This is a genomic window from Hamadaea flava (assembly GCF_024172085.1).
GTDB lineage: Bacteria > Actinomycetota > Actinomycetes > Mycobacteriales > Micromonosporaceae > Hamadaea > Hamadaea flava.
In genome coordinates this window covers 847,981-870,139 of sequence record NZ_JAMZDZ010000001.1, presented here as the reverse complement: position 1 = coordinate 870,139, position 22,159 = coordinate 847,981, and the positions used below count along the sequence as shown (strand labels likewise).

General features: G+C 70.4%; 23 protein-coding genes. 12 read left to right on the top strand and 11 right to left on the bottom strand.

Going from position 1 to position 22,159, the window contains the following annotated elements; genetic code table 11:
* Positions 1-139: 139 nt before the first annotated feature.
* Entirely contained in the window at positions 140-478 is a 339-nt protein-coding gene (locus HDA40_RS04285; protein ID WP_253751942.1) for an RNA polymerase-binding protein RbpA, read from the bottom strand.
* A gap of 194 nt (positions 479-672) precedes the next feature.
* On the opposite strand from HDA40_RS04285, the gene HDA40_RS04280 reads away from it, so the two are divergent.
* From HDA40_RS04280 to HDA40_RS04265, 4 genes are all read left to right on the top strand, one after another.
* Complete coding sequence (locus tag HDA40_RS04280; protein ID WP_253751939.1) at positions 673-2,142, top strand: peptide MFS transporter; 1,470 nt, start codon at positions 673-675, stop codon at positions 2,140-2,142.
* 28 nt (positions 2,143-2,170) lie between these two features.
* Complete coding sequence (locus HDA40_RS04275) at positions 2,171-2,671, top strand: RDD family protein (protein ID WP_253751937.1); 501 nt, start codon at positions 2,171-2,173, stop codon at positions 2,669-2,671.
* A gap of 216 nt (positions 2,672-2,887) precedes the next feature.
* Entirely contained in the window at positions 2,888-3,253 is a 366-nt protein-coding gene (locus HDA40_RS04270) for an FKBP-type peptidyl-prolyl cis-trans isomerase (RefSeq protein ID WP_372503148.1), read from the top strand.
* Positions 3,254-3,315: 62 nt separating this feature from the next.
* Complete coding sequence (locus HDA40_RS04265) at positions 3,316-3,852, top strand: hypothetical protein (RefSeq protein ID WP_253751934.1); 537 nt, start codon at positions 3,316-3,318, stop codon at positions 3,850-3,852.
* Positions 3,853-3,950: 98 nt separating this feature from the next.
* Here HDA40_RS04265 and HDA40_RS04260 read toward each other — a convergent pair whose 3' ends face one another.
* From HDA40_RS04260 to HDA40_RS04230, 7 genes are all read right to left on the bottom strand, one after another.
* Positions 3,951-6,470: a DEAD/DEAH box helicase gene (locus tag HDA40_RS04260; RefSeq protein WP_372502839.1), complete on the bottom strand. Its 2,520-nt coding sequence runs from the start codon at positions 6,468-6,470 to the stop codon at positions 3,951-3,953.
* Positions 6,471-6,497: 27 nt separating this feature from the next.
* The gene (locus HDA40_RS04255) at positions 6,498-8,345 is read right to left on the bottom strand and encodes a beta-propeller domain-containing protein (RefSeq protein WP_253751931.1); all 1,848 of its coding nucleotides are present in this window, start codon (positions 8,343-8,345) and stop codon (positions 6,498-6,500) included.
* Between the two features lie 96 nt (positions 8,346-8,441).
* Positions 8,442-9,587 carry a coiled-coil domain-containing protein gene (locus HDA40_RS04250; RefSeq protein ID WP_253751928.1) on the bottom strand — a complete coding sequence of 382 codons (1,146 nt, stop codon included), beginning with the start codon at positions 9,585-9,587 and terminating at the stop codon, positions 8,442-8,444.
* 38 nt (positions 9,588-9,625) lie between these two features.
* Positions 9,626-10,066, bottom strand: coding sequence for an SCO6045 C-terminal-like domain-containing protein (locus HDA40_RS04245; protein WP_253751925.1), 441 nt, complete (start codon positions 10,064-10,066; stop codon positions 9,626-9,628).
* Positions 10,063-10,881, bottom strand: a complete 819-nt coding sequence (locus HDA40_RS04240; protein ID WP_253751922.1) for an MbnB/TglH/ChrH family RiPP precursor modification enzyme — start codon at positions 10,879-10,881, stop codon at positions 10,063-10,065. Before HDA40_RS04240 ends, HDA40_RS04245 begins: the two co-directional genes overlap by 4 nt.
* Complete coding sequence (locus tag HDA40_RS04235) at positions 10,878-11,681, bottom strand: TIGR04222 domain-containing membrane protein (protein WP_253751921.1); 804 nt, start codon at positions 11,679-11,681, stop codon at positions 10,878-10,880. The genes HDA40_RS04240 and HDA40_RS04235 overlap by 4 nt, the downstream gene beginning before the upstream one ends.
* Positions 11,682-11,758: 77 nt before the next feature.
* Positions 11,759-12,694: a LysR family transcriptional regulator gene (locus HDA40_RS04230; RefSeq protein WP_253763553.1), complete on the bottom strand. Its 936-nt coding sequence runs from the start codon at positions 12,692-12,694 to the stop codon at positions 11,759-11,761.
* A 72-nt stretch (positions 12,695-12,766) separates the two neighbouring features.
* Between HDA40_RS04230 and HDA40_RS04225 the strand changes: the two genes are divergently transcribed.
* From HDA40_RS04225 to HDA40_RS04210, 4 genes are all read left to right on the top strand, one after another.
* Entirely contained in the window at positions 12,767-13,507 is a 741-nt protein-coding gene (locus HDA40_RS04225) for a succinate dehydrogenase cytochrome b subunit (RefSeq protein WP_372502838.1), read from the top strand.
* Positions 13,508-13,510: 3 nt separating this feature from the next.
* A complete protein-coding gene (locus HDA40_RS04220; RefSeq protein ID WP_253751918.1) occupies positions 13,511-15,451 on the top strand; it encodes a fumarate reductase/succinate dehydrogenase flavoprotein subunit in 1,941 nt (646 codons plus the stop codon).
* 8 nt (positions 15,452-15,459) lie between these two features.
* On the top strand, positions 15,460-16,206 hold the full coding sequence (locus HDA40_RS04215) for a succinate dehydrogenase/fumarate reductase iron-sulfur subunit (protein ID WP_253763551.1): 747 nt from the start codon (positions 15,460-15,462) through the stop codon (positions 16,204-16,206).
* 61 nt (positions 16,207-16,267) lie between these two features.
* Complete coding sequence (locus tag HDA40_RS04210; protein WP_253751915.1) at positions 16,268-17,095, top strand: alpha/beta fold hydrolase; 828 nt, start codon at positions 16,268-16,270, stop codon at positions 17,093-17,095.
* Here the strand turns inward: HDA40_RS04210 and HDA40_RS04205 are convergent.
* The gene (locus HDA40_RS04205) at positions 17,092-17,463 is read right to left on the bottom strand and encodes a cupin domain-containing protein (protein WP_253751912.1); all 372 of its coding nucleotides are present in this window, start codon (positions 17,461-17,463) and stop codon (positions 17,092-17,094) included. The genes HDA40_RS04210 and HDA40_RS04205 overlap by 4 nt on opposite strands.
* A 58-nt stretch (positions 17,464-17,521) precedes the next feature.
* Complete coding sequence (locus tag HDA40_RS04200; protein WP_253751909.1) at positions 17,522-18,376, bottom strand: phosphotransferase enzyme family protein; 855 nt, start codon at positions 18,374-18,376, stop codon at positions 17,522-17,524.
* A gap of 179 nt (positions 18,377-18,555) precedes the next feature.
* Here HDA40_RS04200 and HDA40_RS04195 point away from each other — a divergent pair, with 179 nt between their 5' ends.
* The 4 genes from HDA40_RS04195 (at position 18,556) to HDA40_RS04180 (ending at position 21,017) form a co-directional block, all read left to right on the top strand.
* Positions 18,556-19,320 (top strand): hypothetical protein, encoded by a 765-nt coding sequence (locus HDA40_RS04195; RefSeq protein WP_253751906.1) that lies wholly within the window; start codon positions 18,556-18,558, stop codon positions 19,318-19,320.
* 74 nt (positions 19,321-19,394) lie between these two features.
* Entirely contained in the window at positions 19,395-19,781 is a 387-nt protein-coding gene (locus HDA40_RS04190; protein ID WP_253751903.1) for a PH domain-containing protein, read from the top strand.
* 129 nt (positions 19,782-19,910) lie between these two features.
* Entirely contained in the window at positions 19,911-20,291 is a 381-nt protein-coding gene (locus HDA40_RS04185) for a hypothetical protein (RefSeq protein WP_253751900.1), read from the top strand.
* 60 nt (positions 20,292-20,351) lie between these two features.
* Complete coding sequence (locus HDA40_RS04180) at positions 20,352-21,017, top strand: SDR family NAD(P)-dependent oxidoreductase (RefSeq protein WP_253751897.1); 666 nt, start codon at positions 20,352-20,354, stop codon at positions 21,015-21,017.
* Between the two features lie 111 nt (positions 21,018-21,128).
* Here HDA40_RS04180 and HDA40_RS04175 read toward each other — a convergent pair whose 3' ends face one another.
* Positions 21,129-22,100, bottom strand: coding sequence for an ABC transporter substrate-binding protein (locus HDA40_RS04175; protein WP_253751893.1), 972 nt, complete (start codon positions 22,098-22,100; stop codon positions 21,129-21,131).
* Positions 22,101-22,159 lie beyond the last annotated feature (59 nt).

Below are 22,159 nucleotides of genomic sequence, written 5' to 3'. Positions count from 1 at the left end.
GGGAGGGCCGTCTAGCGGCCCGACCGGTGCCCGGCGGGAGCGACGGGCCGCACCACCGCGGCGCCGGGACATGAACTGAACCGCGGCGAGCACGGAAACGGCTCGCCAGGCGAACCTGACGAGCCGTGACGACGTGTGATCAGCGACCCCGGCGGGTCCTGACCTCGTCGAGCCGCTCGTTGAGGATCTCCTCGAGCTCCTCCAGCGACCGGCGTTCCAGCAGCATGTCCCAGTGTGTACGCGGCGGCTTGACCTTCTTCTGCTCCGGCTCGGAGCCGTCGACCAGGCGGGCCACCGTGCCGTCGAACTTGCACTCCCAGGTGATGGGCACCTCGGCGTCGACGGCGAACGGCACCTCGAACTGGTGGCCGTTGGCACACAAGTACTCACGGGTCTGACGCGGAGCCAGTTCGGTGTTGCGGTCCGACTCGTAGCTGACGGCGCCCAGTCGGCTCCCGCGCAGCATGCGCTCGCCCATATTCGGCTCACCCCTCGAGAAAGTTAGTGCAAGGTCCTGCTCAGTCCCTGATCACACGGTGCAACGACCGCGAGTGCGTCAGAGATTCCCACAAGGGTACCTGCCCCGGGAATTAGGTGACTGCCCTGACCCGGCCCTGGAGATCCGTTATGGTCCATTTTAGGGCTATTTGATCGTGAATTCGGAGGTCTGGGATGTCGATCACTGAGCCGGTCCCGGCGGAGGACCTGGACCGATCGTTCTTCGGACATCCCCGGGCCCTGTCGACGCTGTTCCTCACCGAGATGTGGGAACGGTTCAGCTACTACGGCATGCGGGCCATCCTGGTCCTCTTCCTGACCGCCAGCGTCGCCGACGGCGGCCTCGGGATGCCCGACGCCGACGCCAACGCCCTCTACGGCGTGTACGTCGGCATGGTGTACCTGGCGGCGCTGCCGGGCGGCTGGGTCGCCGACCGGCTGCTGGGCGCCCGGCGTTCGGTGCTCTACGGCGGCATCGTCATCGCGCTGGGCCACTACACGATGGCGATCCCGACCGACTGGAGCATCTTCCCCGGCCTGATCCTGATCGTGCTCGGCACCGGGTTGCTCAAGCCGAACATCTCCCAGATGGTCGGCAACCTCTACGAGAAGGACTCGCCGCGCCGCGACGCCGGATTCTCGATCTTCTACATGGGCATCAATCTCGGCGCGTTCATCGCCCCGCTGATCACCGGCTGGCTCGCCGACCACTTCAACTACCACCTGGGCTTCAGCGTCGCCGCGGTCGGCATGACCTTCGCCGTCATCCAGTACATCGTCGGCGGCCGCCGGCTCCGCGACAACGGCGTCGCGCCGACCCACCCGCTGGTCGGCCCGGAGCGTACGCGGACGCTGCGCTGGGTCGGCCTCAGCATGGTGATCGCAGCTGTGGTGATCGGCCTCCTGGCGCTGGTGGGCTGGCTGAGCGTACGCAGCGTCGTCGACCTGCTGGCCTGGTTCACGGTGGCGGTCGCCGTCGTCTATTTCAGCCGGATCTTCCTCGACAAGCGGCTCACCGACGTGGAACGCAGCCGGATGCACGCGTACGTGTGGCTGTTCGTGTTCGCCGCGTGCTTCTGGATGATCTACGACCAGGCGGGCTCGGTGCTCAACACGTTCGCCGACGACAACACCAACCGCACCATCGGCAACTTCACCTTCCCGGCCGCCTGGCTCCAATCGGTCAACCCGATCCTGATCATCATCGGCGCGCCGCTGGCCGGCGCGCTGTGGGTCAAGCTCGGCACCCGCGTCTCCACCCCGTGGAAGTTCGCGGTCGCGCTCATCCTCAATGGTCTGTCCTTCATGCTCATGGCCGCCGCCGCCCAGCAGGCCCTCACCCACAAGGTCTCCCCGCTGTGGCTGGTCGCCGTCTACGCGCTGCAGGTCGCCGGTGAGCTGTCGCTGTCGCCGGTCGGCCTGTCCATGACGACCAAACTCGCCCCCGCCTGGTACGCCAGCCAGATGCTCGGCGTCTGGTTCCTGTCGACCGCGGTCGGCGACGCCGTGGGCGGCCAGGTCGCCAAACTGTCCGACGGCGGGCCGAGCTACTTCCTGATCCTCGGCATCGTGTCCGTGCTCATCGGCTTCGCCGCGTTCATGTTCACCAAGCACATCCGCTCGCTCATGCGCGGGATCCACTGACTCGCGCGCGGCGGCTACGATCCGCCGCGTGAAGGCTTCCCCGCTCCGCCGTCTCGCCGCCTGGCTCGTCGACTGGTGCATCATCAGCTTGTACGCCGTGGCACTGATCCCGCTCGGCATGTCCTTCGGCAGGTCCCTGGACATCTCCACCGCCGCCTGGAACGCCGTGTCGTTCGTGATCCTGATCGTCCCGGTGACCCTCTGGCTGGCCTTCTGGGAGGCCCGAGGTGCATCGCCCGGCAAACGCGTCCTGCGCCTCCGGGTGTCGGACGCTGCGGGTGACGTCCCCGCCGACGTGCCCGGCTTCGGCCGGGCGCTGGCCCGGAACCTGCTCAAGGTGGCGCTGCCGTGGGAACTCGCCCACACCGGCGTCTTCTACTTCCTCAAGGCGGGCGACGACACCCTCGGCACGATCTTCGTCGGCGCGGCCTGGATCGTGATCATCGGGTACGCCATCGGCCTGCTCCGCGGCCGGACGCCCTACGACGCGGCCACCTCCCTGACCGTCACGCATACACCTGCCGTTTGAGGGGTAGGACCAGGCGGTCCGCGCGGTTGCTCTGGCGAACCGCGATCTCTCGGGTAGCCTGCGCGGGTGCGAATCATTCAGCGAGTCGTAGCCGTTCTAGCCCTGGGTGGGCTGCTGGCCGCAGGGGCGGCCGGTTGTGGCGGTGACAACAGCGGCTCCGAGACGAAAGGCAGCGGTGGCGTGAACGTCAGCACCGATACCAAGAGCAAGCCCGCGATCACCTTCACCGGCGACGCCGAGAAGCCCGCCGGCCTCCAGGTGACCGACATCGTCGATGGCTCGGGCGACGCGGCCAAGGTCGGCGACTCGGTGGCGGTGCAGTACGTCGGGGTCTCCTGGTCGACGCAGAAGCAGTTCGACTCCTCGTGGGACCGGGGCGCGCAGCCGTTCACCGTGGCCCCGCTGGGCCAGGCCCGCGTCATCGACGGCTGGAACCAGGGCCTGGTCGGCGCCAAGGTCGGCGGCCGCCGCCTGATCGTCATCCCGCCGAACCTCGGCTACGGCGCGCAGGGCGCGGGCGGCGTGATCGGCCCGAACGAGACGCTGGTCTTCGTGGTGGACGTCGTCTCCATCAACGGCTGACGTCGATCAGTAAAGCGACACCGGGACAGCACCAGCCCCGGTGTCGCTTTATCGTGTGCAGCGTGGAGGTTGATGATCGTGAGTTCAGTCGGGTGGCGGCGGGCCGCCGGCAGGCGGAGGCGTGGCGTAACGGCCTGATCGTCCTCACCGCCGTGCTCGGCGCGGCGTTCATCGTCCGGGGCCGGGACGACGTCGTCCACCTCGCCTGGTGGCTGCAATGGTGGGTCGCGTTCCTGCTGGTCGTCGCGTTCGCGTCGCTGATCCGTGCGGTCTTCCTCGCGTACGGCGCGGCGTCGGGGGAAAGCGATCGGCTCGGCCGGGACATCGACGCGACGAAGCGCTGGACGATCGCAGGACTCTTCATGATCGCGATGGCGCTGCTGGTCGTCTGGCTGTCGCCGGTCGCCGAGACGGCCCGCCCGCTCATGAAGGTGGAGTACGACGCCGGAACGTCCTGCGGGCCGGTCAGCTTCGCGCACGACGGCTACCTCGTGGTGACCGCCCCCTATGTCGTCGGCCCAGGCTCCGTCGTGGACACGAAGGTCTGGATCCCCGTGGACAAGGTGAGCCGCCTGACCGAGGTCCCGACCTGCCCCTGACCCGGCTCGGGCGGCGATCCAGGCGAACTACTGCCACGCCACGCACCTATCCCGCTGGGGATGCGTACGTGGCGTTCCAGTAGTCGCGACCGGGAAGCTCAGTCGAGGCGAGAGACGTCGAGCACGGCGACGACGGCGGTGCCGGCCTCGTCCGACGCGGCCAGGTCGACCTCGGCGGTGATCGCCCAGTCGTGGTGGCCGTCGGGGTCGTCGAGGATCTGGCGGCACTGCCAGCGGTCCTTCTCCTCCGTGATGAGCAGCAGCGCGGCGCTGCGCGCGTCGCCGTCCACGCCGATCTCGTCGTTCTCCTCGAAGTACGCGTCCAGGGCGGTACGCCAGTCGAAGTCGGGGTCGAGTTCGGCGAGGGTGTCGTAGCGCTCGAAGGCGGCCAGCTCGACCCGGCGGAACAACGCGTTGCGCACCAGCACGCGGAAAGCCCGGACGTTGGCGGTGACGCCGCGTGTCTTCTCCTCCAGCACCACGGGCGCGCCTTCGACAACCGGGTTCCGCAACTGCTCCCACTCGTCGAGCAGGCTGGAGTCGACCTGCCGGACCAGTTCGCCGAGCCATTCGATGAGGTCTTCGAGGTCCTCCGTACGCGCGTCCGGCGGGATCGTCTGCCGCAGCGCCCGGAATGCGTCGGCGAGGTAGCGCAGGACGATGCCCTCGGAGCGGGCCAGCCCGTAGAAGGCGACGTATTCGGTGAACGTCATGGCGCGCTCGAACATGTCGCGTACCACGGATTTGGGTGCGACCTCGTGCTCGCTGACCCACGGGTGGCCGCGCCGATACATCTCGTACGCCGCCTCCAGCAGTTCGGCGAGCGGCTTGGGGTAGGTGACCTCGTCCAGCAGTGCCATGCGCTCGTCGTATTCGAGCCCGTCGGCCTTCATCTGGGCGACGGCTTCCCCGCGTGCCTTGAACTGCTGGGCGGACAAAACCTGGCGCGGGTTCTCCAGCGTCGATTCCATGATGGACAACGCGTCGAGGGCGTACGTGGCGGAGTCGCGGTCGAGCAGTTCCAGGGCAGCGAGTGCGAACGGCGACAGCGGCTGGTTGAGGGCGAAGTTGAGCTGGAGTTCTTCCACCACCCGCAGGCGGAGCGGCTCACCCGGCCCGGAGACGCGCTCGACGACTCCGGCGGCCAGCAGCGCGCGATAGATCGCGAAGGCCCGGCGGACGAGCTTGAGCTGGGACGATCGCGGCTCGTGGTTGTCGGTCAGCAGCTTGCGCAGGTCGGCGAAGACGTCGCCGCCGCGTTCGATGACGTTGAGGATCATCGAGTGGGTCACCGTGAAGCTGGAGATCAGCGGCTCGGGGTCGGCGGCGACCAGCTTGTCGAAGGTCGGCTGGCCCCAGGAGACCATGCCCTCGGGCGGCTTCTTCTTCACGTAGCTCTTGAGTTTGCGCTGGTCACCGGCGAACTTCGCGATCGCCTTCTCGTTGGCGATCACGTGCTCCGGGGCCTGCACGATGACCCGGCCGAGGGTGTCGAACCCGGCGCGGCCGGCCCGCCCGGCGATCTGGTGGAACTCCCGGGCCTTCAGGTGCCGCATCCGCGTGCCGTCGTACTTCGACAGGGCGGTGAACAGCACCGTCCGGATCGGCACGTTGATCCCGACGCCGAGGGTGTCGGTGCCGCAGATGACCTTCAGCAGGCCCGCCTGGGCCAGCAGCTCGACCAGCCGGCGGTACTTGGGCAGCATGCCGGCGTGGTGCACGCCGATGCCGTGCTTCACGAGCCGGGACAGCTGCTTGCCGAAGCCCGCGGCGAACCGGAAGTTGCCGATCATCTCGGCGATCGCGTCCTTCTCGGCGCGCGTACACATGTTGACGCTCATGAGCGCCTGGGCCTGCTCCATCGCGGCGGCCTGGGTGAAGTGCACGATGTAGACCGGCGCCTGGTGGGTCTGGAGCAGATCCTCGACGGTCTCCTGCAACGGCGTCAGCGAGAACGCGTGCACCAGCGGCACCGGCCGGGTCGCCGAGGTGATCACGGCCGTCTCCCGCCCGGTACGCCGCGTCAGGTCCTCCTGGAACCGGGTGACGTCACCTAGCGTGGCCGACATCAGGACGAACTGGGTGTTCGGCAGCTCCAGCAGCGGCACCTGCCAGGCCCAGCCCCGGTCGGGTTCGGCGTAGAAGTGGAACTCGTCCATGACGACCTGGCCGGCGTCGGCCTTCGCGCCCTCGCGCAGGGCCAGGTTGGCCAGGATCTCGGCGGTGCAGCAGATGATCTGGGCCGACTCGTTGACGGCGGCGTCGCCGGTGAGCATGCCGACGTTCTTGGCCCCGAACTGCTCGCACAACGCGAAGAACTTCTCGCTGACCAGCGCCTTGATCGGCGCGGTGTAGAAGGTCCGCTCGCCCGACGCCAGCGCGGAGAAGTGCGCGCCCGCCGCGACCAGGCTCTTGCCGGACCCGGTCGGCGTACCCAGGATCACGTTCGAGCCGGTGACGATCTCCAGCAGCGCCTCCGACTGCGCCGGGTACAGGCTCAGTCCCCGGCTCGCGGCCCAGCCCTCGAAGGCGAGCAGGACTTCCTCGGGCTCGCTGGGCCCGCCACCCTCGGCGGGTGGCGGGAGCAGATCGATGAGGGTACGCGAGGCGGCGGTCACCGCCTGAAGGTTACTGGATCGTCAGGTTCAGTACGCCAGCCAGGCGACGCGCTTGGCACCGGCCAGGGTGCTGGCCATGAGCCCGGAGTCGGAGACGGTCCACAGCTCGTCGCCGATGACCAGGCTGCGCCGGATCGCGGTCGGATAGTACGAGCTGGTCGGGCGGATCGGGTGGGTGATCCAGCCCACCTCGGTCAGCCCGGTGTCGCCGACCTTGATCAGCAGCGCGCCCGCCTCGCCCTTGTCGCTGTCCCACTTCTGCACCGGCACCACCAGCAGGTTGGTCTCGGGCCAGTAGAGGAACGCGTGCGGATCGAACTCGGCCTCGCTGTAGCCGTGGTCGCCGACCTCGTGGTTCGCCAGGCGCTGGGGGTTCGCCGGGTCGCCGACGGCGAACAGGGAGATCTGGGTGCCCTGCGTGCGGCCGTTGTCGTCGGCGGCCTGTCCGACGCCCAGCAGCCGGTCGCCGCTGAGCGGATGCAGGTACGCGCTGTAGCCGGGGATCTTCAGCTGACCGGCGACGACGGGCTTGGCCGGGTCGCGCAGGTCGACGACGTACAGCGGATCGGTGCGCCGGAAGGTCACCACGTACGCGGTCGGGCCGACGAAGCGTACGGCGTAGATCTGCTCGCCCTTGCCGAGTCCGCCGACGCTGCCGACGACCCGTAGCGTGCCTCCGTCGGTGCGCAGCGCGTACACGCTGGACGTGCTTTTCGTGTTCTGGCCCCACGGGTGCCCGGTGGTGGTCGCGACCCGCAGCAGCGTGTCGTTCGCCGCGGCCGAGTACTCGGACATCGAGTACTGGTTGAGCAGCCAGCCGGGGACGGTGCCGGCGGCGATGTACCGGGGCTGGCGGCCGGTGATGTCGAACATGTACAGCTCGGTCTTGCCCTTGGTGCCGACGCCGCGCCAGCGCTCGTCGTTGGCCAGATAGAGGTGGGTGCCGGAGCCGTAGACCGTCTCACCGTCCGCGAACAGAGCAGCCGGTACGCCGTCGGCGAGCTGGTTCGCGGCCAGGTCGAAGCTGAGCACGGTGACCAGCTCGGATCCGCTGAACGTCGCGGGGTGGCGCACGTCGCCGCAGTCCACGGTGCCGGGCTTGCCGTCGCTGCTGTAACTGGGCAGCCACGCCTCGATCGGCGTCTTGTCGATGATCTTGCGGTTGTTGGCGATGAGCGTCTTCTGATCACCACGCGCGTCCGGCTTGAAGACGATCTTCGGCGTCGACCGGACGACGACCCGGGCGACGGAGCCGGTCTGGCGCGCGTCGGCGAACGTGCCGTCGATGGTGTACGTCGAGATCACCTTCGCGGTCGTCAGGTCGACCAGCGTGATCGTGGTGCTCCCGGCGATGGCCATCGGCCCGCCCCGGGCCGCCGGGTAGTAGGACCGGCCGCCCATGACCAGGACGTGGTCGCCGGACAGCAGCAGCTCGTCGCCCGACTGGGGCAGCTGCACGGAACCGGTCAGCTTGTGCTGGGCGGCGTCGACGATACGCAGCATGCCCTGGCTGAGGGTGACGATCCGCTTGCCGTCGGTCTTGACCAGGTCGGGTTCGTCCACGCCGGCCTCATGCGTGTTCGTCCCCGAGTACGCCGGCCCGGCGGCGTCGGGGACGGCGGCCTTCCCGCCGGTCGCCCGTTCGGTGCCGCTGGCGAAGTCCCGCCACATCATCTGGTTGCCGAACCCCCAGGCTTGGACGCTGGCCTTGGCGGCGGCGCGTACGTCGGCGAGCAGCCGATCGCAGGAGTCGTAGGAGACGAGCTGCAACGCCGGTGCGGCCACCGGGGGCGGGGTGGGGGCCGACGGTTCATCGGTGCACGCCGTCAACGCGATGAGGGCGGACGCGGCCGCGCCCAGCAGCTTCAATCTCATGACCGCGTTGGACGCGGGCACGCGGGAGGGGGTTCCCATGATCAGCGGAGCGTTCGCGGGGTTATGGCACCTGCCCGTTCGGGAGACTTCCGCTGATCATGACGCCGACGACGCGGAAGCGGGAGCGGGTGCCGGTGCGGGGGCGCCGAGCCGGGCGACTGCGGCGATGAGCTGCGCGACCTGGTCGGCGAGCTGCGCGGCCTGGGCCTGGGCGGCTTCGGCGTCGCGCCGGGCGACCGCGGCGTCCCGCTGCGCCACTTCGGCATCGCGGCGGGCCATCGCGAGATCCCGGTTGGCCTCGTCGGCCAGCCTGCGGGCGGCGTCGAGGTCGCGTACGCCGGCGTCGCGGTCGGCGGTGATCGTCGTGAGGTCGCCGGTCAGCGTGGCCACCTGGGTGTCGAGGGCCGACAGCCGGGCCGTGGCCCGGTCCAGCTCGGCGGTCAGGCGGCGCTGCTCGCCCTCGGCCGTGGCCAGCGCGCTCTGGGTTTCGGTCGCGGCGGTCCGGGCCTGGTCTCGTTGCTGGTACGCCTCATCGCGCAGCGCCCCGGCAGCGGCCACGGCGTTGTCGGCCTCCTTGGCGATCCGGTCGCGTTCGGCGCGGGCGGCGTCGGCCTGGTCGGCGGCGTCGGCGGCTCGGGCGTCGGCACGTTCCTTCTCGGCGTACGCGGCGGCGACGTCGGCCGCGGCCCGCTCCTTCTGCGCGAGCGCTTCGGCGTGCGCCTGTTGGACGGCGGTCGCCGCCTCGTCGCGTACCGCTGCCGCGGTCGCCTCGGCCGCCGCGACGGCGGCGTTGGCAGCCTCCAAAGTGGCCGCTGCTTCTTCGCGTACCCGTTGAAGGGTGGCCGCGGTCTCGTCTTCCAGGCGGCGCATCGCGGACTGGAGCTGCGCGGCCTGGGCGTCGGACGCGGTGACCTCGCTGCGGGCGGCCGCGACGTCGGCGGCGGCCTGGGCGCGCACCTCGGCGAGCTGCCGCTCGACGCCGGCGGGCGACAGCTCGGCGTGCAGTGCCTCGGTCAGGGTCTCCACGACCTGGTCGAGCCGGTCCACGACCTCGTACGCCTTGGCGACCTGCCCGGCCAGTCCGGGTGACGTGCGGTGGCGCATGCGGGTGTTGCGGGCGGCACGCTGGCATTCGCCGTCGTTGTCGCGGCAGTAGCGAAACGGCCGTCCGGCGCCGGCGCGCTGCGGCACCGGTTTGCCGCAGTGCAGGCAGGGCCGGGTTTCGGTCTCGGGCTCGGTCACGGCCTCACCTTAGGCGCTGAAGTTCGCACGATCATGAACTAACGGTCGTGCTCGGCCGGTGTGTCGTGTCCCTGACGCCCTGATCGTTTCCCGAAGCGAATGATCGCCGAGCGGAGGAGGCGGGCGAGCGGGGATCGTCGCCGAGGTGAGGTGAGCCCGTCGTAGGACCAGTGGGCGTCGCGAGAGCGCAGTTCAGCCTGTGCCGATCGATCCAGTGTGGACAGGCTGCGGGCGAGGTCCCAGCCGTCGCGCAGCGATCCCTGCGGCGGTCGCCCGTCGGCCCAGGCTCGGAAGGCGGCGTACCAGGTCGGACCGAGAGAGGCGGCCAGCGCGGGCCACGCCCGGCCGACCTCCCCGGCACGCTTGCGCAGCAGCTGTTCGCGTACGGCGTCGACGCGGCCCGTGTCGAATCCGGGCGGCGGCGAACCTCCGGCGACGAGCGCGGCGACCAGTGCGGCCTGCCGGTCGGCCAGGCTCACGCCGTCACCCGGCCCAGGCCCGCGGCGTCGGCGATGGCGTCCAGCTCCGCCGACAGCTCGGCCGCCGGGGGATAGCTGCCATCGCGTTCCAACATCACGGCGGGCAGCCGACCGGCCAGGTGAGCCACCAGTTCCAGCACTTCCATGGGTACGCGATCAGTGTGCGTGTCCTGATACAGCCCGTCGATCTCGGCGCCCCCGGCGACGTGGCAGTACGCGACCCGCTCCCACGGCAGCGCGTCGAGCAGCGCGTACGCGTCCTCGCCCCGGTTGACGGCGTTGGCGTACATGTTGGCGACGTCGAGCAGCAGCAGTGCGCCGGTCCGGTCGAGGATCTCGGTGAGGAACTGGGCCTCGGTCAGCTCGTCGTCGGGCCAGTCGACGAGGGTGGCGATCGGCTCCAGCGCCAGCGGGACATCCAGTGTGGACTGCACGACGGCGGCGTTGGCGGCGATCGCGTCGACTGCTTCGCGCGTACGCGGGACGGGCAGCAGGTGACCGGCTTCGTGCCCGCCGGCCCGCACGTACGCGATGTGCTCGCTGACCAGCGGGGCCTGGATGAGCCGGGCGACGGCGGCGAAATGATCGACGCGGTGGGCGTCGACGGGCTCGGCCCCGCCGAGGGACAGCTTCACGCCGTGCGGGACGACGGGCACGCCGCGTTCCCGGAGCCGGGCGAGCCCGTCGGGCAGCGGCCCGTGATGCGGGACCGACTCCGCGATGGCCTCGGCGAACGCCAGGGCGGGCAGGCCGGTGACGTAGCCGGAGATCTCCGGCCGCCAGCCGATGCCCACTCCGGCCAGGGGCGAGCTCACGAGCCGCCACCGCAACTCGAGCCGCCGCCACAACTGGACCCACCGCCACAACTGGAGCTGCTGCCACCACAGCTGGAGCCGCTACTGCCGCAACTGGACCCGCCGCCGCAGCCGGACGATCCGCAGTTGGAGCCGCCGTCGGTGGAGCCGCCGGTGTCGGGCGGGCTGCCGCAGGACGCCGACGAGCTGCCGCAGCTGTAGGTGCTCGCCCCGGCGCTGGTGGCGGCGGCGGTCCGCAGCGGGAAGTAGCCGAGCAGGTCCGGGCTGATGGCGGTGAACGCGGCCGTCCCGAACAGGCCGACCCCGAGCCCGGCCGCGGCCGGGCCGTAGGTCATCCAGGCCGGCCGCTGGGCGGGCGCGAGGTACGCGTACTCCTTGCGCTGCTGGCGCAGCAGGGCGTTGCCGGTGGGCGTACGCCGGTCGGAGGCGCTCAGCACGCCTTTGAGCTGGAGTGAGTGCCGGATCTCGCCGAGCGCAGCCGCCACGGCCGGGCTGGCGACGATGGCCCGCCCGGTACGCCCCTGCGCCAGTTCGGCCGCGACCGCCCGTTGCAGCGGCGTGGCCCCGGGGATCACGTGCATCGGGCGCCGGTGGACCGCGCCGGCGATCCAGAGGGAGGCCAGCGCCGACTGGACCGCCCGCGGTCGCCCGCCCGCCAGGTACGCGACCTCCTCCGGGCTGGGCGGGGGTCCGGTGTAGACGGCGTTGCGCCGGCGGTTCAACTGGACGAAGGCGATGACGATGATGAGGCCGCCCATCACGAACGGAGCGAACATGACTAACAACAACGTCGCGCGCATGCGGACAGTGTGCTTACCGAGCGCAAGGGCCGATCCGTCGGGCCGGTGAGCCGGATCCGGGCGGTAGGCGAGCCGGGTCAGAGCGGGTCGACGCCGGGCGGCAGGGTGCTCCACGCCGACGCCTCGGTGAGGTACGCCAGCAGGGTGTCGCGCAGCGCCCGGGCGGCGTGGGTCGGGGTGACGTCGCGGCGGTGCGCCAGTGCGACGGTCCGCTGCACGCCCGGCTTGGCCAGGGGAGTGATGCGCAGCCGGTCGCGGCCGGCGACCGCCATCGAGGGGACGAGGGCGACGCCGAGACCAGCCTCGACGAAGCCGAGCACGGCGTCCAGCTCGCCGCCCTCCACGGCGAACGACGGGGTGAACCCGGCCCGCTCGCACGCCGCGACGGTGGCGTCGCGCAGGTCGTAGCCGGTGCGGAACATGACCAGCGGCTGGTCGCGCAGATCGGTGATGCGCAGCGGCGGCTTCTCCGTCGGCGGCGGCATGGTCAGCGAGGAGACCACGACCAGGCTCTCGCGCAGGATCGGCTCGGTCCGCAGCGACGGATCGGTGCCCGCGTCGGGCAGCACGATGATCGCCATGTCGAGGCCGCCGTGCACGAGGTGCCGGACGAGGTCCTGGGAGCCGCTCTCCTCCACCTGCAGGCGTACGCGGGGATAGGCGTCGGCGTAGCGGCGCAGAATGGGGGCGACGAGGCTGACGCACAGGCTCGGCGTGGCACCGAGGCGCAGCCGTCCCCGGCGCAGGCCGACCAGCTCCTGGACCTCGACGCGGGCGGTGTCGGTGTCGGCGATGATCCGTCGGGCCAGGGGCAGCAACGCCTCGCCGGCGGGGGTCAGCGCGATGGCTCCCCGCGTACGCGTGAACAGCTCCGCGCCGAGGTCGGTTTCCAGGGCGTGAATCTGCTTACTCAGTGAGGGTTGAGTCACACCGACCTGGTCGGCCGCCTGGGTGAAATGCCGGGTTTCGGCGACCGCGACGAAGTAGCGGAGCTGTTGGAGCTGCACGACGATAGTCTACGGCTATCGGAAAACGGGCACGCATGCATTGGACGCGAGGTTCAGCTCGTTCCTAGCGTCGTCGTCGTGGCAGTAGCTTCTCCTCCCCGCAGCGTGAAAGCCGGGGCTCCGAGCGCCCAGCGCACTCCGGTCCGGCCGGTCCGCAGGCGCAGCTCGGTCGCACTCAAGGCGATCATGGCGTCGACCGGCGCGCTCCTGGTGGGCTTCCTGGTCGTGCACATGATCGGCAACCTGAAGATCTTCGTCGGCGCCGGGGCCTTCGACCACTACGCGCACTGGCTGCGTACCATCGCCACGCCGATCGTGCCGTTCGAGGGCTACCTCTGGATCCAGCGCGCGGTGCTGCTCCTGGCGGTCGTGGCGCACATCTGGTCCGCGACCGTGCTGACCATCCGCGCCAAGAAGGCCCGCCCGGTCAAGTACGCCCACCGCCCGCCGGTGCAGGGCAGCTACGCCGCCCGCACGATGCGCTGGGGCGGCGTCATCGTCCTGGCCTTCATCGTCTGGCACATCCTCGACCTGACCACCCGCACCGTGAACCCCGTCGGCGACCGGACCAAGGCGTACGACGCGGTCGTGCAGGACTTCGCGCCCGGGCGCTGGTGGGTCACCCTCTTCTACGTCGTGGCCATGGTGATGATCGGTTTCCACCTGCGCCACGGCCTGTGGTCGGCGTTGCAGACCCTCGGGGTCAGCAACGCCAAGCGCCAGCGCGTGCTCAAGGCGGGCGCGCTGGTCGTGTCGGTCGGCCTGAGCGCCGGCTTCCTGATCGTCCCGCTCGCTGTGACCGTCGGATTGGTGGGCTGAGCAATGACCGAGTTCTACGAAGACGGCGACAACATCGCCGACACCAAGGCGCCGGACGGCCCCATCGAGACCCGCTGGGAACGCCGCCGGTTCGGGGCCAAGCTGGTCAACCCGGCGAACAAGCGGAAGCTGACCGTCATCGTGGTAGGCACCGGCCTGGCCGGCGGCTCGGCTGCGGCGACCCTCGCCGAGCTGGGCTACCACGTCAAGAGCTACTGCTACCAGGACTCCCCACGCCGGGCGCACTCGATCGCGGCCCAGGGCGGCATCAACGCGGCGAAGAACTACCGCGGCGACGGCGACTCGATCCACCGGCTGTTCTACGACACCGTCAAGGGCGGCGACTTCCGGTCCCGGGAGTCGAACGTCCGCCGGCTGGCCGAGATCTCCGTCGAGATCATCGACCAGTGCGTCGCCCAGGGCGTGCCGTTCGCCCGGGAGTACGGCGGGCTGCTCGACACGCGCTCGTTCGGCGGCGCGCAGGTGTCGCGTACCTTCTACGCCCGGGGCCAAACCGGCCAGCAGCTGCTGCTGGGCGCGTACCAGGCGCTGGAGCGGCAGATCGGCGCGGGCAACGTGGAGATGAACGCGCGGCACGAGATGCTGGAGCTGATCATCGTCGACGGCCGCGCCCGCGGCATCGTGGTACGCGACCTGGTGAGCGGCGAGATCACCACCGAGTTCGCCGACGCGGTCGTGCTGGCCTCCGGCGGCTACGGCAACGTCTTCTACCTGTCGACCAACGCCAAGGGCTGCAACGTGACCGCCTCCTGGCGGGCCCACCGCAAGGGCGCGCTGTTCGCGAACCCCTGCTACACGCAGATCCACCCGACCTGCATCCCGGTCTCCGGCGACCACCAGTCGAAGCTGACCCTGATGTCGGAGTCGCTGCGCAACGACGGCCGGGTCTGGGTGCCCAAGGCCAAGGGCGACCAGCGCGCACCGGGCGCGATCCCGGAGGACGAACGCGACTACTACCTCGAGCGCATCTACCCGGCGTTCGGCAACCTGGTGCCGCGGGACATCGCGTCGCGGGCCGCGAAGAACGTCTGCGACGAGGGCCGCGGCGTCGGCCCCGGCGGCCTGGGCGTCTACCTCGACTTCGCCGACGCGATCCAGCGGCTGGGCCGCGCGGCGGTGGAAGCCAAGTACGGCAACCTGTTCGAGATGTACCAGCGGATCACCGGCGAGGACCCCTACGAGGTCCCGATGCGGATCTACCCGGCGGTGCACTACACGATGGGCGGGCTGTGGGTCGACTACGACCTGCAGTCGACCATCCCGGGCCTGTTCGTGATCGGCGAGGCGAACTTCTCCGACCACGGCGCCAACCGGCTCGGCGCGTCGGCCCTCATGCAGGGCCTGGCCGACGGCTACTTCGTGCTGCCCAACACCATCGGCGACTACCTGGCGGCCGGCCCGTTCGACAAGCTGACCGCCGACCACGACCAGGTCGCCGCGGCCCGCCAGCAGGTCGAGGACCGCATCACCCGGCTGCTCGCGATCAACGGCGACCGCACGGTCGACTCGTTCCACCGCGAACTCGGCCGGATCATGTGGGAGTACTGCGGGATGGAGCGCACCGACGAAGGGCTGCGCAAGGCCATCTCGCTGATCCGGGACCTCAAGGCCGAGTTCTGGCAGCGCGTACGCGTGCCGGGCGACGGCGAGGGCCTCAACCAGTCTCTGGAGAAGGCCGGCCGGGTGGCCGACTTCTTCGAGCTGGCCGAGCTGATGTGCATCGACGCGCTGCACCGCACGGAGTCCTGCGGCGGCCACTTCCGGGCCGAGAGCCAGGACGCCGACGGCGAGGCCAAGCGCGACGACGAGCACTTCTCCTACGTCGCGGCGTGGGAGTGGGGCGGCGAGGACGCCCAGCCCGTCCTGCACAAGGAAGACCTGGACTTCGAATACGTCCACCCGAGCACCCGGAGCTACAAGTGAGCGACACCATGCGCCTGAAGCTGCGCGTCTGGCGCCAGACCGGGCCGGACGACGCCGGCCGGATGGTCACCTACGAGGTGGACGACGTGTCGCCGGACATGTCGTTCCTGGAGCTGCTCGACGTCCTCAACGAGAAGCTGATCCTGGGCGGCGAGGAGCCGATCGCCTTCGACCACGACTGCCGCGAGGGCATCTGCGGCGCGTGCTCGCTGGTCATCAACGGCACCCCGCACGGGCCGCAGAAGGCCACCACCACCTGCCAGCTGCACATGCGCACGTTCTCCGACGGCGACTCCATCGACGTCGAGCCGTGGCGGGCGCGGGCCTTCCCGGTCATCAAGGACCTGGTCGTGGACCGGACGGCGTTCGACCGGATCATCCAGGCCGGCGGCTACATCACCGCGCCGACCGGGTCCGCGCCCGAGGCGCACTCGGTGCCGGTGCCCAAGCCGGACGCCGACGCGGCGTTCGAGGCGGCCACCTGCATCGGCTGCGGCGCCTGCGTGGCAGCCTGCCCGAACGGCTCGGGCATGCTGTTCACCGCCGCGAAGATCACCCACCTGGGGCTGATGCCGCAGGGCCAGCCCGAACGTGACTCGCGCGTGCTGAACATGGTGCACGCCCACGACGAGGAGGGCTTCGGCGGCTGCACCAACAGCGGCGAGTGCACCGCGGTCTGCCCCAAGGGCATCCCGCTCGCGGCCATCTCGCAGCTCAACAAGGACTTCCTCCACGCGGTCCGCGCGAAGTCCTGACCCGGCTCGTACGCACGACGCCCCGGCCCTACAGCCGGGGCGTTCGTGTGTAATGGTCGGCGTGATCGAATTCGACGTGCCGGTGGACGGCGTGCGGCTGCACGCGTACGACACGGGTGGGGACGGGGCGCCGATCGTCTGGCACCACGGCACCCCCAACCTCGGCGCACCGCCGGAACCGCTGTTCGCCGCGGCCGACCGCCTCGGGCTGCGCTGGGTGTCCTACGACCGGCCCGGCTACGGCGGCTCCACCCCGGCACCGGGGCGGGACTTCGCCTCAGCCGCCCACTACACCGCTGCCGTCGCCGGCCACCTCGGGCTCGGCCGGTACGCCGTCTTCGGCCACTCCGGCGGCGGACCGCACGCGCTGGCCTGCGCCGCGCTGCTGCCCGATCGGGTGTTCGCGGCGGTCAGCGTCTCCGGGCTGGCCCCGATCGACGCCGACGGCCTCGACTGGTTCGCCGGCATGGCCCCGGCGTCGGAAGCCACCCTGCGCGCGTCGGCCGCGGGGCGTACAGCGCGGGAACGTCATGAGGCGACCGCCGAGAAGGACGGCGACATCGGCTTCGCCGACGTCGACTGGGCGGCCCTGGAAGGGGAGTGGGGCTGGTTCGGCAGCGTCGTCGGGCCGGCGATCGCCGCCGGTCCGGCCGCGCAGATCGACGACGACCTGGCCAACGCCGGACCCTGGGGGTTCGACCCGGCCACGATCACCGTCCCCGTGCTGCTGCACCACGGCGAGCGTGACCGGATGGTCCCCAGTACGCACAGCGCCTGGCTGGCCGGGCGCATCCCCGGCGCCCGGTTCCAGCGGTGGCCCGACGACGGGCACGTCTCGGTGCTGCGCCACGCCGGCGGCGCGCTCGACTGGCTGGCTTCGTACCTTTAGGACGGTCCCAGAACCGGTGCGCCGGAAGGGTTCTGGGCCGGTTCCTTGAGTTCCACGAAGAACGCGTGGGTCGGGCTGTCTCCCGTGTTCAGGCCGGAGTGGCGTTGCGCGCCGACCCAGCGCGCCCGGGCGGCCGGGATCTCCAGATCCCGTTCCTGGTCGCCGAGCGACACCCGCCGGTGGAACGAGGTCAAGGTGATCATCACGCTGTCGGGATGGTCGTGCGGATGGGTCTGCGCTCCGGGTTCGTCGCGATACTCCAGGACGCGTACGCGGTCGTTCTCGAAGACCACCCGGTAGAGGCCGGGATCGGTGACGGTCGGGTCGTCCATGACTGCCTGCCCTCCTTCGTGGGACTCCAGTCCCATGAATCGACGGTACGCCACCGTCGCGGCTCGCCGCAATCGGCCACTGGGCGGGGGTAGGCTAGATCGGCAGGGCGTGATAGGCCGCGAGCTGCCGTTCGTGGTAGGCGTGGTCCTCGGCGTCCAGCTCGTGCCAGCGCGTACGGGCGAGCAGGATCTCGCCCCGCATTCGGGCGCGGGCATACTGCCGGAAGGTCAGGTCGTCGACGACAGGCCCACCGGCCTCGGCATACGCCGCCAGGAACTCCTGGGCGCCGTCAACGACGCCGGTGTCCAGGCATCCGCCCCACTCCCACGCTCCCTCGGCCGCCTCCCGCTCGACCGGCCCGACGACCGCGTCGTCCCAGTCCAGTAGGGCCGTGATCCGGCCGTCGACAGCCAGCGTGTTGCCCCGGTAGTAGTCACCGTGCAGCGGCTGCGTCCTACTCTGCGCCCGCTCGGCCAGCCACGCGTCCAGCCGCGGATCGGCCAGGTCGTCACCCGGCCCGCGCGGCATCTGCGTCACGGGCCCGGCCGGCCCAGGCGCGTCGGCCAACGCCGCGTGCACCCGCGCGAGCAGCTCGGCCGCCTGCTGCCGGACCCCGGGGTCGTGCTTGTCCGGCCAGGTCCCGGCGGCGAACGGCCACACGGTGACCGGTCGCTGCGCTGCGCGTACCACATAATCGCCCGAACGAGTCGGGAGCGGCGCGATCACCTCGGGCACCGCGGCGCTCGCGTGTGCCGCGAGCCGCGCGAACCAGGTCATCTCGGCGTCCGTGCGCCACGGCGGCCCGAGCCGCACCACCAGGCCCGCGATCCGATAGGCCGCGGACTCCTCACCACCGTGCAGGCGTTGCGGTTCTTCCACTGGTACGCCGAAAGCAGCGCCCACGACCTGCTGAATCGCGGGCGTGTACGGGATCGCGGCCCACACCACCCCCGAACGCTACCCTCCCCACCCCTCCTCCCGTTGATCATGGAGTTGACCGTGGTGTCGCCGGTGTGTCGGACCTGGAAACTCCATGATCAACGAGGCTGGTGGCGGCCGGCGGGGCCCGACCGGGGCGGCCCCGTCCTGACCGCGATCAGGACGGTCCATCGTGGATACTGCTGAGCGTGAGCCTGGTGTGTCCGGCGTGTGGCGCGGTCGACCACGACGAGAGTCCCTATTGCCTGGTGCCGGGGTGCGGCGCCCTGCTGCCACAGCCCGAGCCGCCGGAGCCGGTGGAGGAGCAGGAGCAGAAGCAGCCGCAGCCGGTAGTGGACGCTCAGCGACCTGAGTCGCGAGGCTGGACCTTGGTCGCGCTCGGGCTCTTGATCGTCACGGTCTCGATCGCCGTAATGTGGCCCCGCGACTCGCCGCCGCCGCAGGCCAACCAGCCGGTCATGCCGCTGGTGTCTCGGTCGGCGAGCGCATCCCCGGTAGCCACGCCGAGCGCCGCGCCGACTCTGCAGGCGGTGAGCCCGGCGGCGAGTCCCGCCGTGCGGCGTACCGCTTCTCCGAGCAAACCGTTGGTTCGGCGCACGACGGCTGCACCAGCCACGACGAAAGCCGCGCCACCGGACTATCGCACGGCGACGCTGTCCGGCTCGTCCTCGTCGAGTTGCAGCGGCGGCACCGTCACCATCGACGTGTACGCCAGCCTCAGCGGAGCGCCGTACGGCACGAACCCGCGCGGCAGCGCGGGCCAGGCTGACTCCATGCGCAGCGTGTCCTACTCGGGCAGCGGCAGCACGTCGTTCTCCGGGAGGTCCTCCTTCTTCGGCGGAGGCGGCGGTGGGGTGTCGGTGTTCGGGAACTACTCGTGGAGCATCACGGTGACGCTGCCCGACGGGTCGTCGGCCGCCGACTCCGGCAGCGGCTCCTGGCACTGCTTCTAGCCGTCGTACGACTACGGGCCGGCTTGATTCCCTCACCTACGCTGATCCTTGATCAACACAAGGGAGGTTGCATCATGGCCCGGCAGCAGACCGACGCGGTGCCGTTCGACCGCGAGGATCAGCTACGCCAGATCCAGAGCGGGCTGATGGAGGGGGAGAAGGTCCTGGCCGTCTACGACGCGACCGGCATCGGCACCGGCTTTCTCGGGCTCACCGATCGACGCGTGATCATCCAGGACAAGTCCTTCGTCGGCAAGAAGGTCGCGTTGACGAGCGTGCCGTACTCGCGGATCACCAGCATCAGCGTGGTGAGCAACAAGTCGTGGGCCGGGTCGTTCTACTCCAGCTCGTCCATCGCGATCAACGTGGGCACACACACCTACGAGATGGACTTCCGCGGCGTGAACAAGGGCCAGCACGTCCACAACGTCATCCTGTTCTACATCTGCCCGAGAACCTGACCGCCCAGGTCACGGCGGTTGCCCGGCAATGCGGGAGACACGCGCGAGATGGAATTTGCACGCGACGCAAGTCCTGCGGCCACGGTCGGCGGTTAGACCCGACGGTGATGCCGACCGAAGGAGGCGGGCGTGGAGCGCGTGGAGCACCGGCAGGACAAGCCTGGACTGGGCGAGGTCTCGTACGAGCAGCCGCCGGACGGCCCGTTGTTCCTGCGCAGGAGCATCGTGGCGACGACCGCGTTGGCCCTCGCCAAGGCGCATGTGCCCGCCGGGGCGGCCGAGCCGTGCGAACGGTGCGGGCAGCCGTCGCCCTGCCCGACCGCGATCCACGCGGGAGAAGTGGTCCGGCTGTCGATGCCCCGGCCGGCGGTGCCGGCCGTGCCCGTTGCGGCTGTCCCTGTGGCGACCGGTTCGGTGGCCGGTGTTTCCGCAGCCCAGGTTCTCGGCCTGGACAGCTCGGGCGCGCCGGCGACCCGTTCGATGCTGGGCCTGCTGGACGAAGAGCTCTGATTCCGGGTCGCCTCGACGACCGTCCTGACGGGGGCTCGGGGCGTACGCGACAATGGGCGGATGGCTGATCTGGTTGTCGTGACGGGTGCGCAGGGCGCGTTGGGGCGGGCCGTCGTGGCGGAGCTGGCCCGGCGTACGCCCGAGGTGGTGGCGCTGGACCGGTCCAAGCCGCAGCAGAAGCTGGCGGGCGTGCACGCGTTGCAGGTCGATCTGACCGATCGCCGGGCGGTGCACGAGGCGTGGGGCCGCATCGACGAGCTCGGCGACACCCGGGCGCTGGTCAACATCGCGGGCGGCTACTTCCCGGGTTCGCTGGCCGACGTCACCGAGGAGGATCTGGCGGCGGCGACCGAGATCAACGTCGCGACCGCGCTGTGGACCAGTCAGGCGGCCGCGCCGCGGCTGGCCAAGCACGGCGGCGCGATCGTCAACGTCGGATCACGGTCGGCGGTCACCGGGCTGGACCCGGTCGCCTATTCGCTGTCGAAGGCCGCGGTGGTGCGCCTGACCGGGCTGGTCGCCGAGCAGCTCAAGTCTTCCCGCGTACGCGTGAACGCGGTGATGCCGGCGTTGCTGGACACCCCGGCGAACCGGGCGGTGATCCCGGACCGGGCGATGGCCAAGGCCGTCCCGGTGGAGGACGTGGCGAAGGTGATCGCGTTCCTGTGCTCCGAGGAGGCCTGGCCGATCAACGGGGCGATCATTCCGGTCTACGGCTTCGCCTGACGCCGGTCACGGCAGCAGACGTCACGGCAGCAGACGGCACGGCAGCAGACGGACCTCAGCAGACGTCACGGCGGCAGACGGCACGGCAGCAGACGGCGGCGCGGCAGGACGTCACGGCAGCAGGACGTTCATGTTGGCAGGCGCGGCGAGCAGCCCGGTCGACACCAGCACGCCGCTCATCGTCTCGATGGAGGTCCGGTCGATGTCGGTCAGCCAGCGCGGCAGCGTCATCGCGGCGACCTGCTCGATCTTGATCTTCGTGTAGGTGGTCACGATCTGGCGCGCGGCGTTGGCGTGGCTGTCGGCGTACTCGAGGGATTCGGCCATGGCCAGCGCGAACCGGTGGACCAGGTCGGGTTTCTGGACGGCGAGCTGCGTCGAGGTGAAGTAGAGCGCGACGCACAGTTTGGGGTCGACGTCGGCGAAGGAGCCGAGGCTGCGCCAGCCTTTGGCGTGGGCGGCGGACAGGAACGGCTCGACGACGAACATGGCCTGGATCTTGTCCTCCTCCAGGGCGGCGGCCATGTCGGCGAAGGGCATCTCGACGAACTTGATCTTTCGCCAGTCGCCGTCGTCCTTGCGGACGATCTCCTTCACCGAGGTGTCCACGATGTTCTTCAGCGCGTTGGTCGCGACCGTCCTGCCCTCCAGGTCCTTGGTGGACGTGATCTTCGGGTCCTTGACGATCAGGCCGGAGAAGTCATGGCTCGGCTCGCCGGTGGTGTTGACCCCGTTGGCGACGGCCTTGACGGCGGTGTTCTTGGCCTGTGCCAGCATCAGCGAGACGATGTTGCTGAAGCCGAACAAGAACTCGCCGCTGACGACGCCGGGCAGCACGGCGGCGCCGCTCTGCGCCTGCGTCAGGGCTAGGTCGATGCCGCGCTTGCTGAAGTAGCCGCGCTCCTTGCCCAGGTAGATCGGGGCGACGTCGATGATCGGCACGATGCCCACGGTCACCTTGTCCGGCGCGCCGGACGGCGAGGTCTCGTCCTCGCCGGCGCCGCACGCTGCGAGCACCGGGGCGGCCAGGCCGGCGAGGGCGAGCCGGGAGAACTGTCTTCTCGTGGTCCTTGTCGTGGGCATGGGAAACCTCCTGGCGGAGTCTGGCACCGGCAGGCACAAGATCGTCATCAATCCTTACG

Bases quoted from the DNA above. Each gene is read 5' to 3' on its own strand.
- HDA40_RS04285 (WP_253751942.1), bottom strand. From the start codon at position 478: ATGGGCGAGCGCATGCTGCGCGGGAGCCGACTGGGCGCCGTCAGCTAC.
- HDA40_RS04280 (WP_253751939.1), top strand. From the start codon at position 673: ATGTCGATCACTGAGCCGGTCCCGGCGGAGGACCTGGACCGATCGTTC.
- HDA40_RS04255 (WP_253751931.1), bottom strand. From the start codon at position 8,345: ATGAGATTGAAGCTGCTGGGCGCGGCCGCGTCCGCCCTCATCGCGTTG.
- HDA40_RS04235 (WP_253751921.1), bottom strand. From the start codon at position 11,681: ATGCGCGCGACGTTGTTGTTAGTCATGTTCGCTCCGTTCGTGATGGGC.
- HDA40_RS04220 (WP_253751918.1), top strand. From the start codon at position 13,511: ATGACCGAGTTCTACGAAGACGGCGACAACATCGCCGACACCAAGGCG.
- HDA40_RS04215 (WP_253763551.1), top strand. From the start codon at position 15,460: ATGCGCCTGAAGCTGCGCGTCTGGCGCCAGACCGGGCCGGACGACGCC.
- HDA40_RS04205 (WP_253751912.1), bottom strand. From the start codon at position 17,463: ATGGGACTGGAGTCCCACGAAGGAGGGCAGGCAGTCATGGACGACCCG.
- HDA40_RS04190 (WP_253751903.1), top strand. From the start codon at position 19,395: ATGGCCCGGCAGCAGACCGACGCGGTGCCGTTCGACCGCGAGGATCAG.
- HDA40_RS04180 (WP_253751897.1), top strand. From the start codon at position 20,352: ATGGCTGATCTGGTTGTCGTGACGGGTGCGCAGGGCGCGTTGGGGCGG.
- HDA40_RS04175 (WP_253751893.1), bottom strand. From the start codon at position 22,100: ATGCCCACGACAAGGACCACGAGAAGACAGTTCTCCCGGCTCGCCCTC.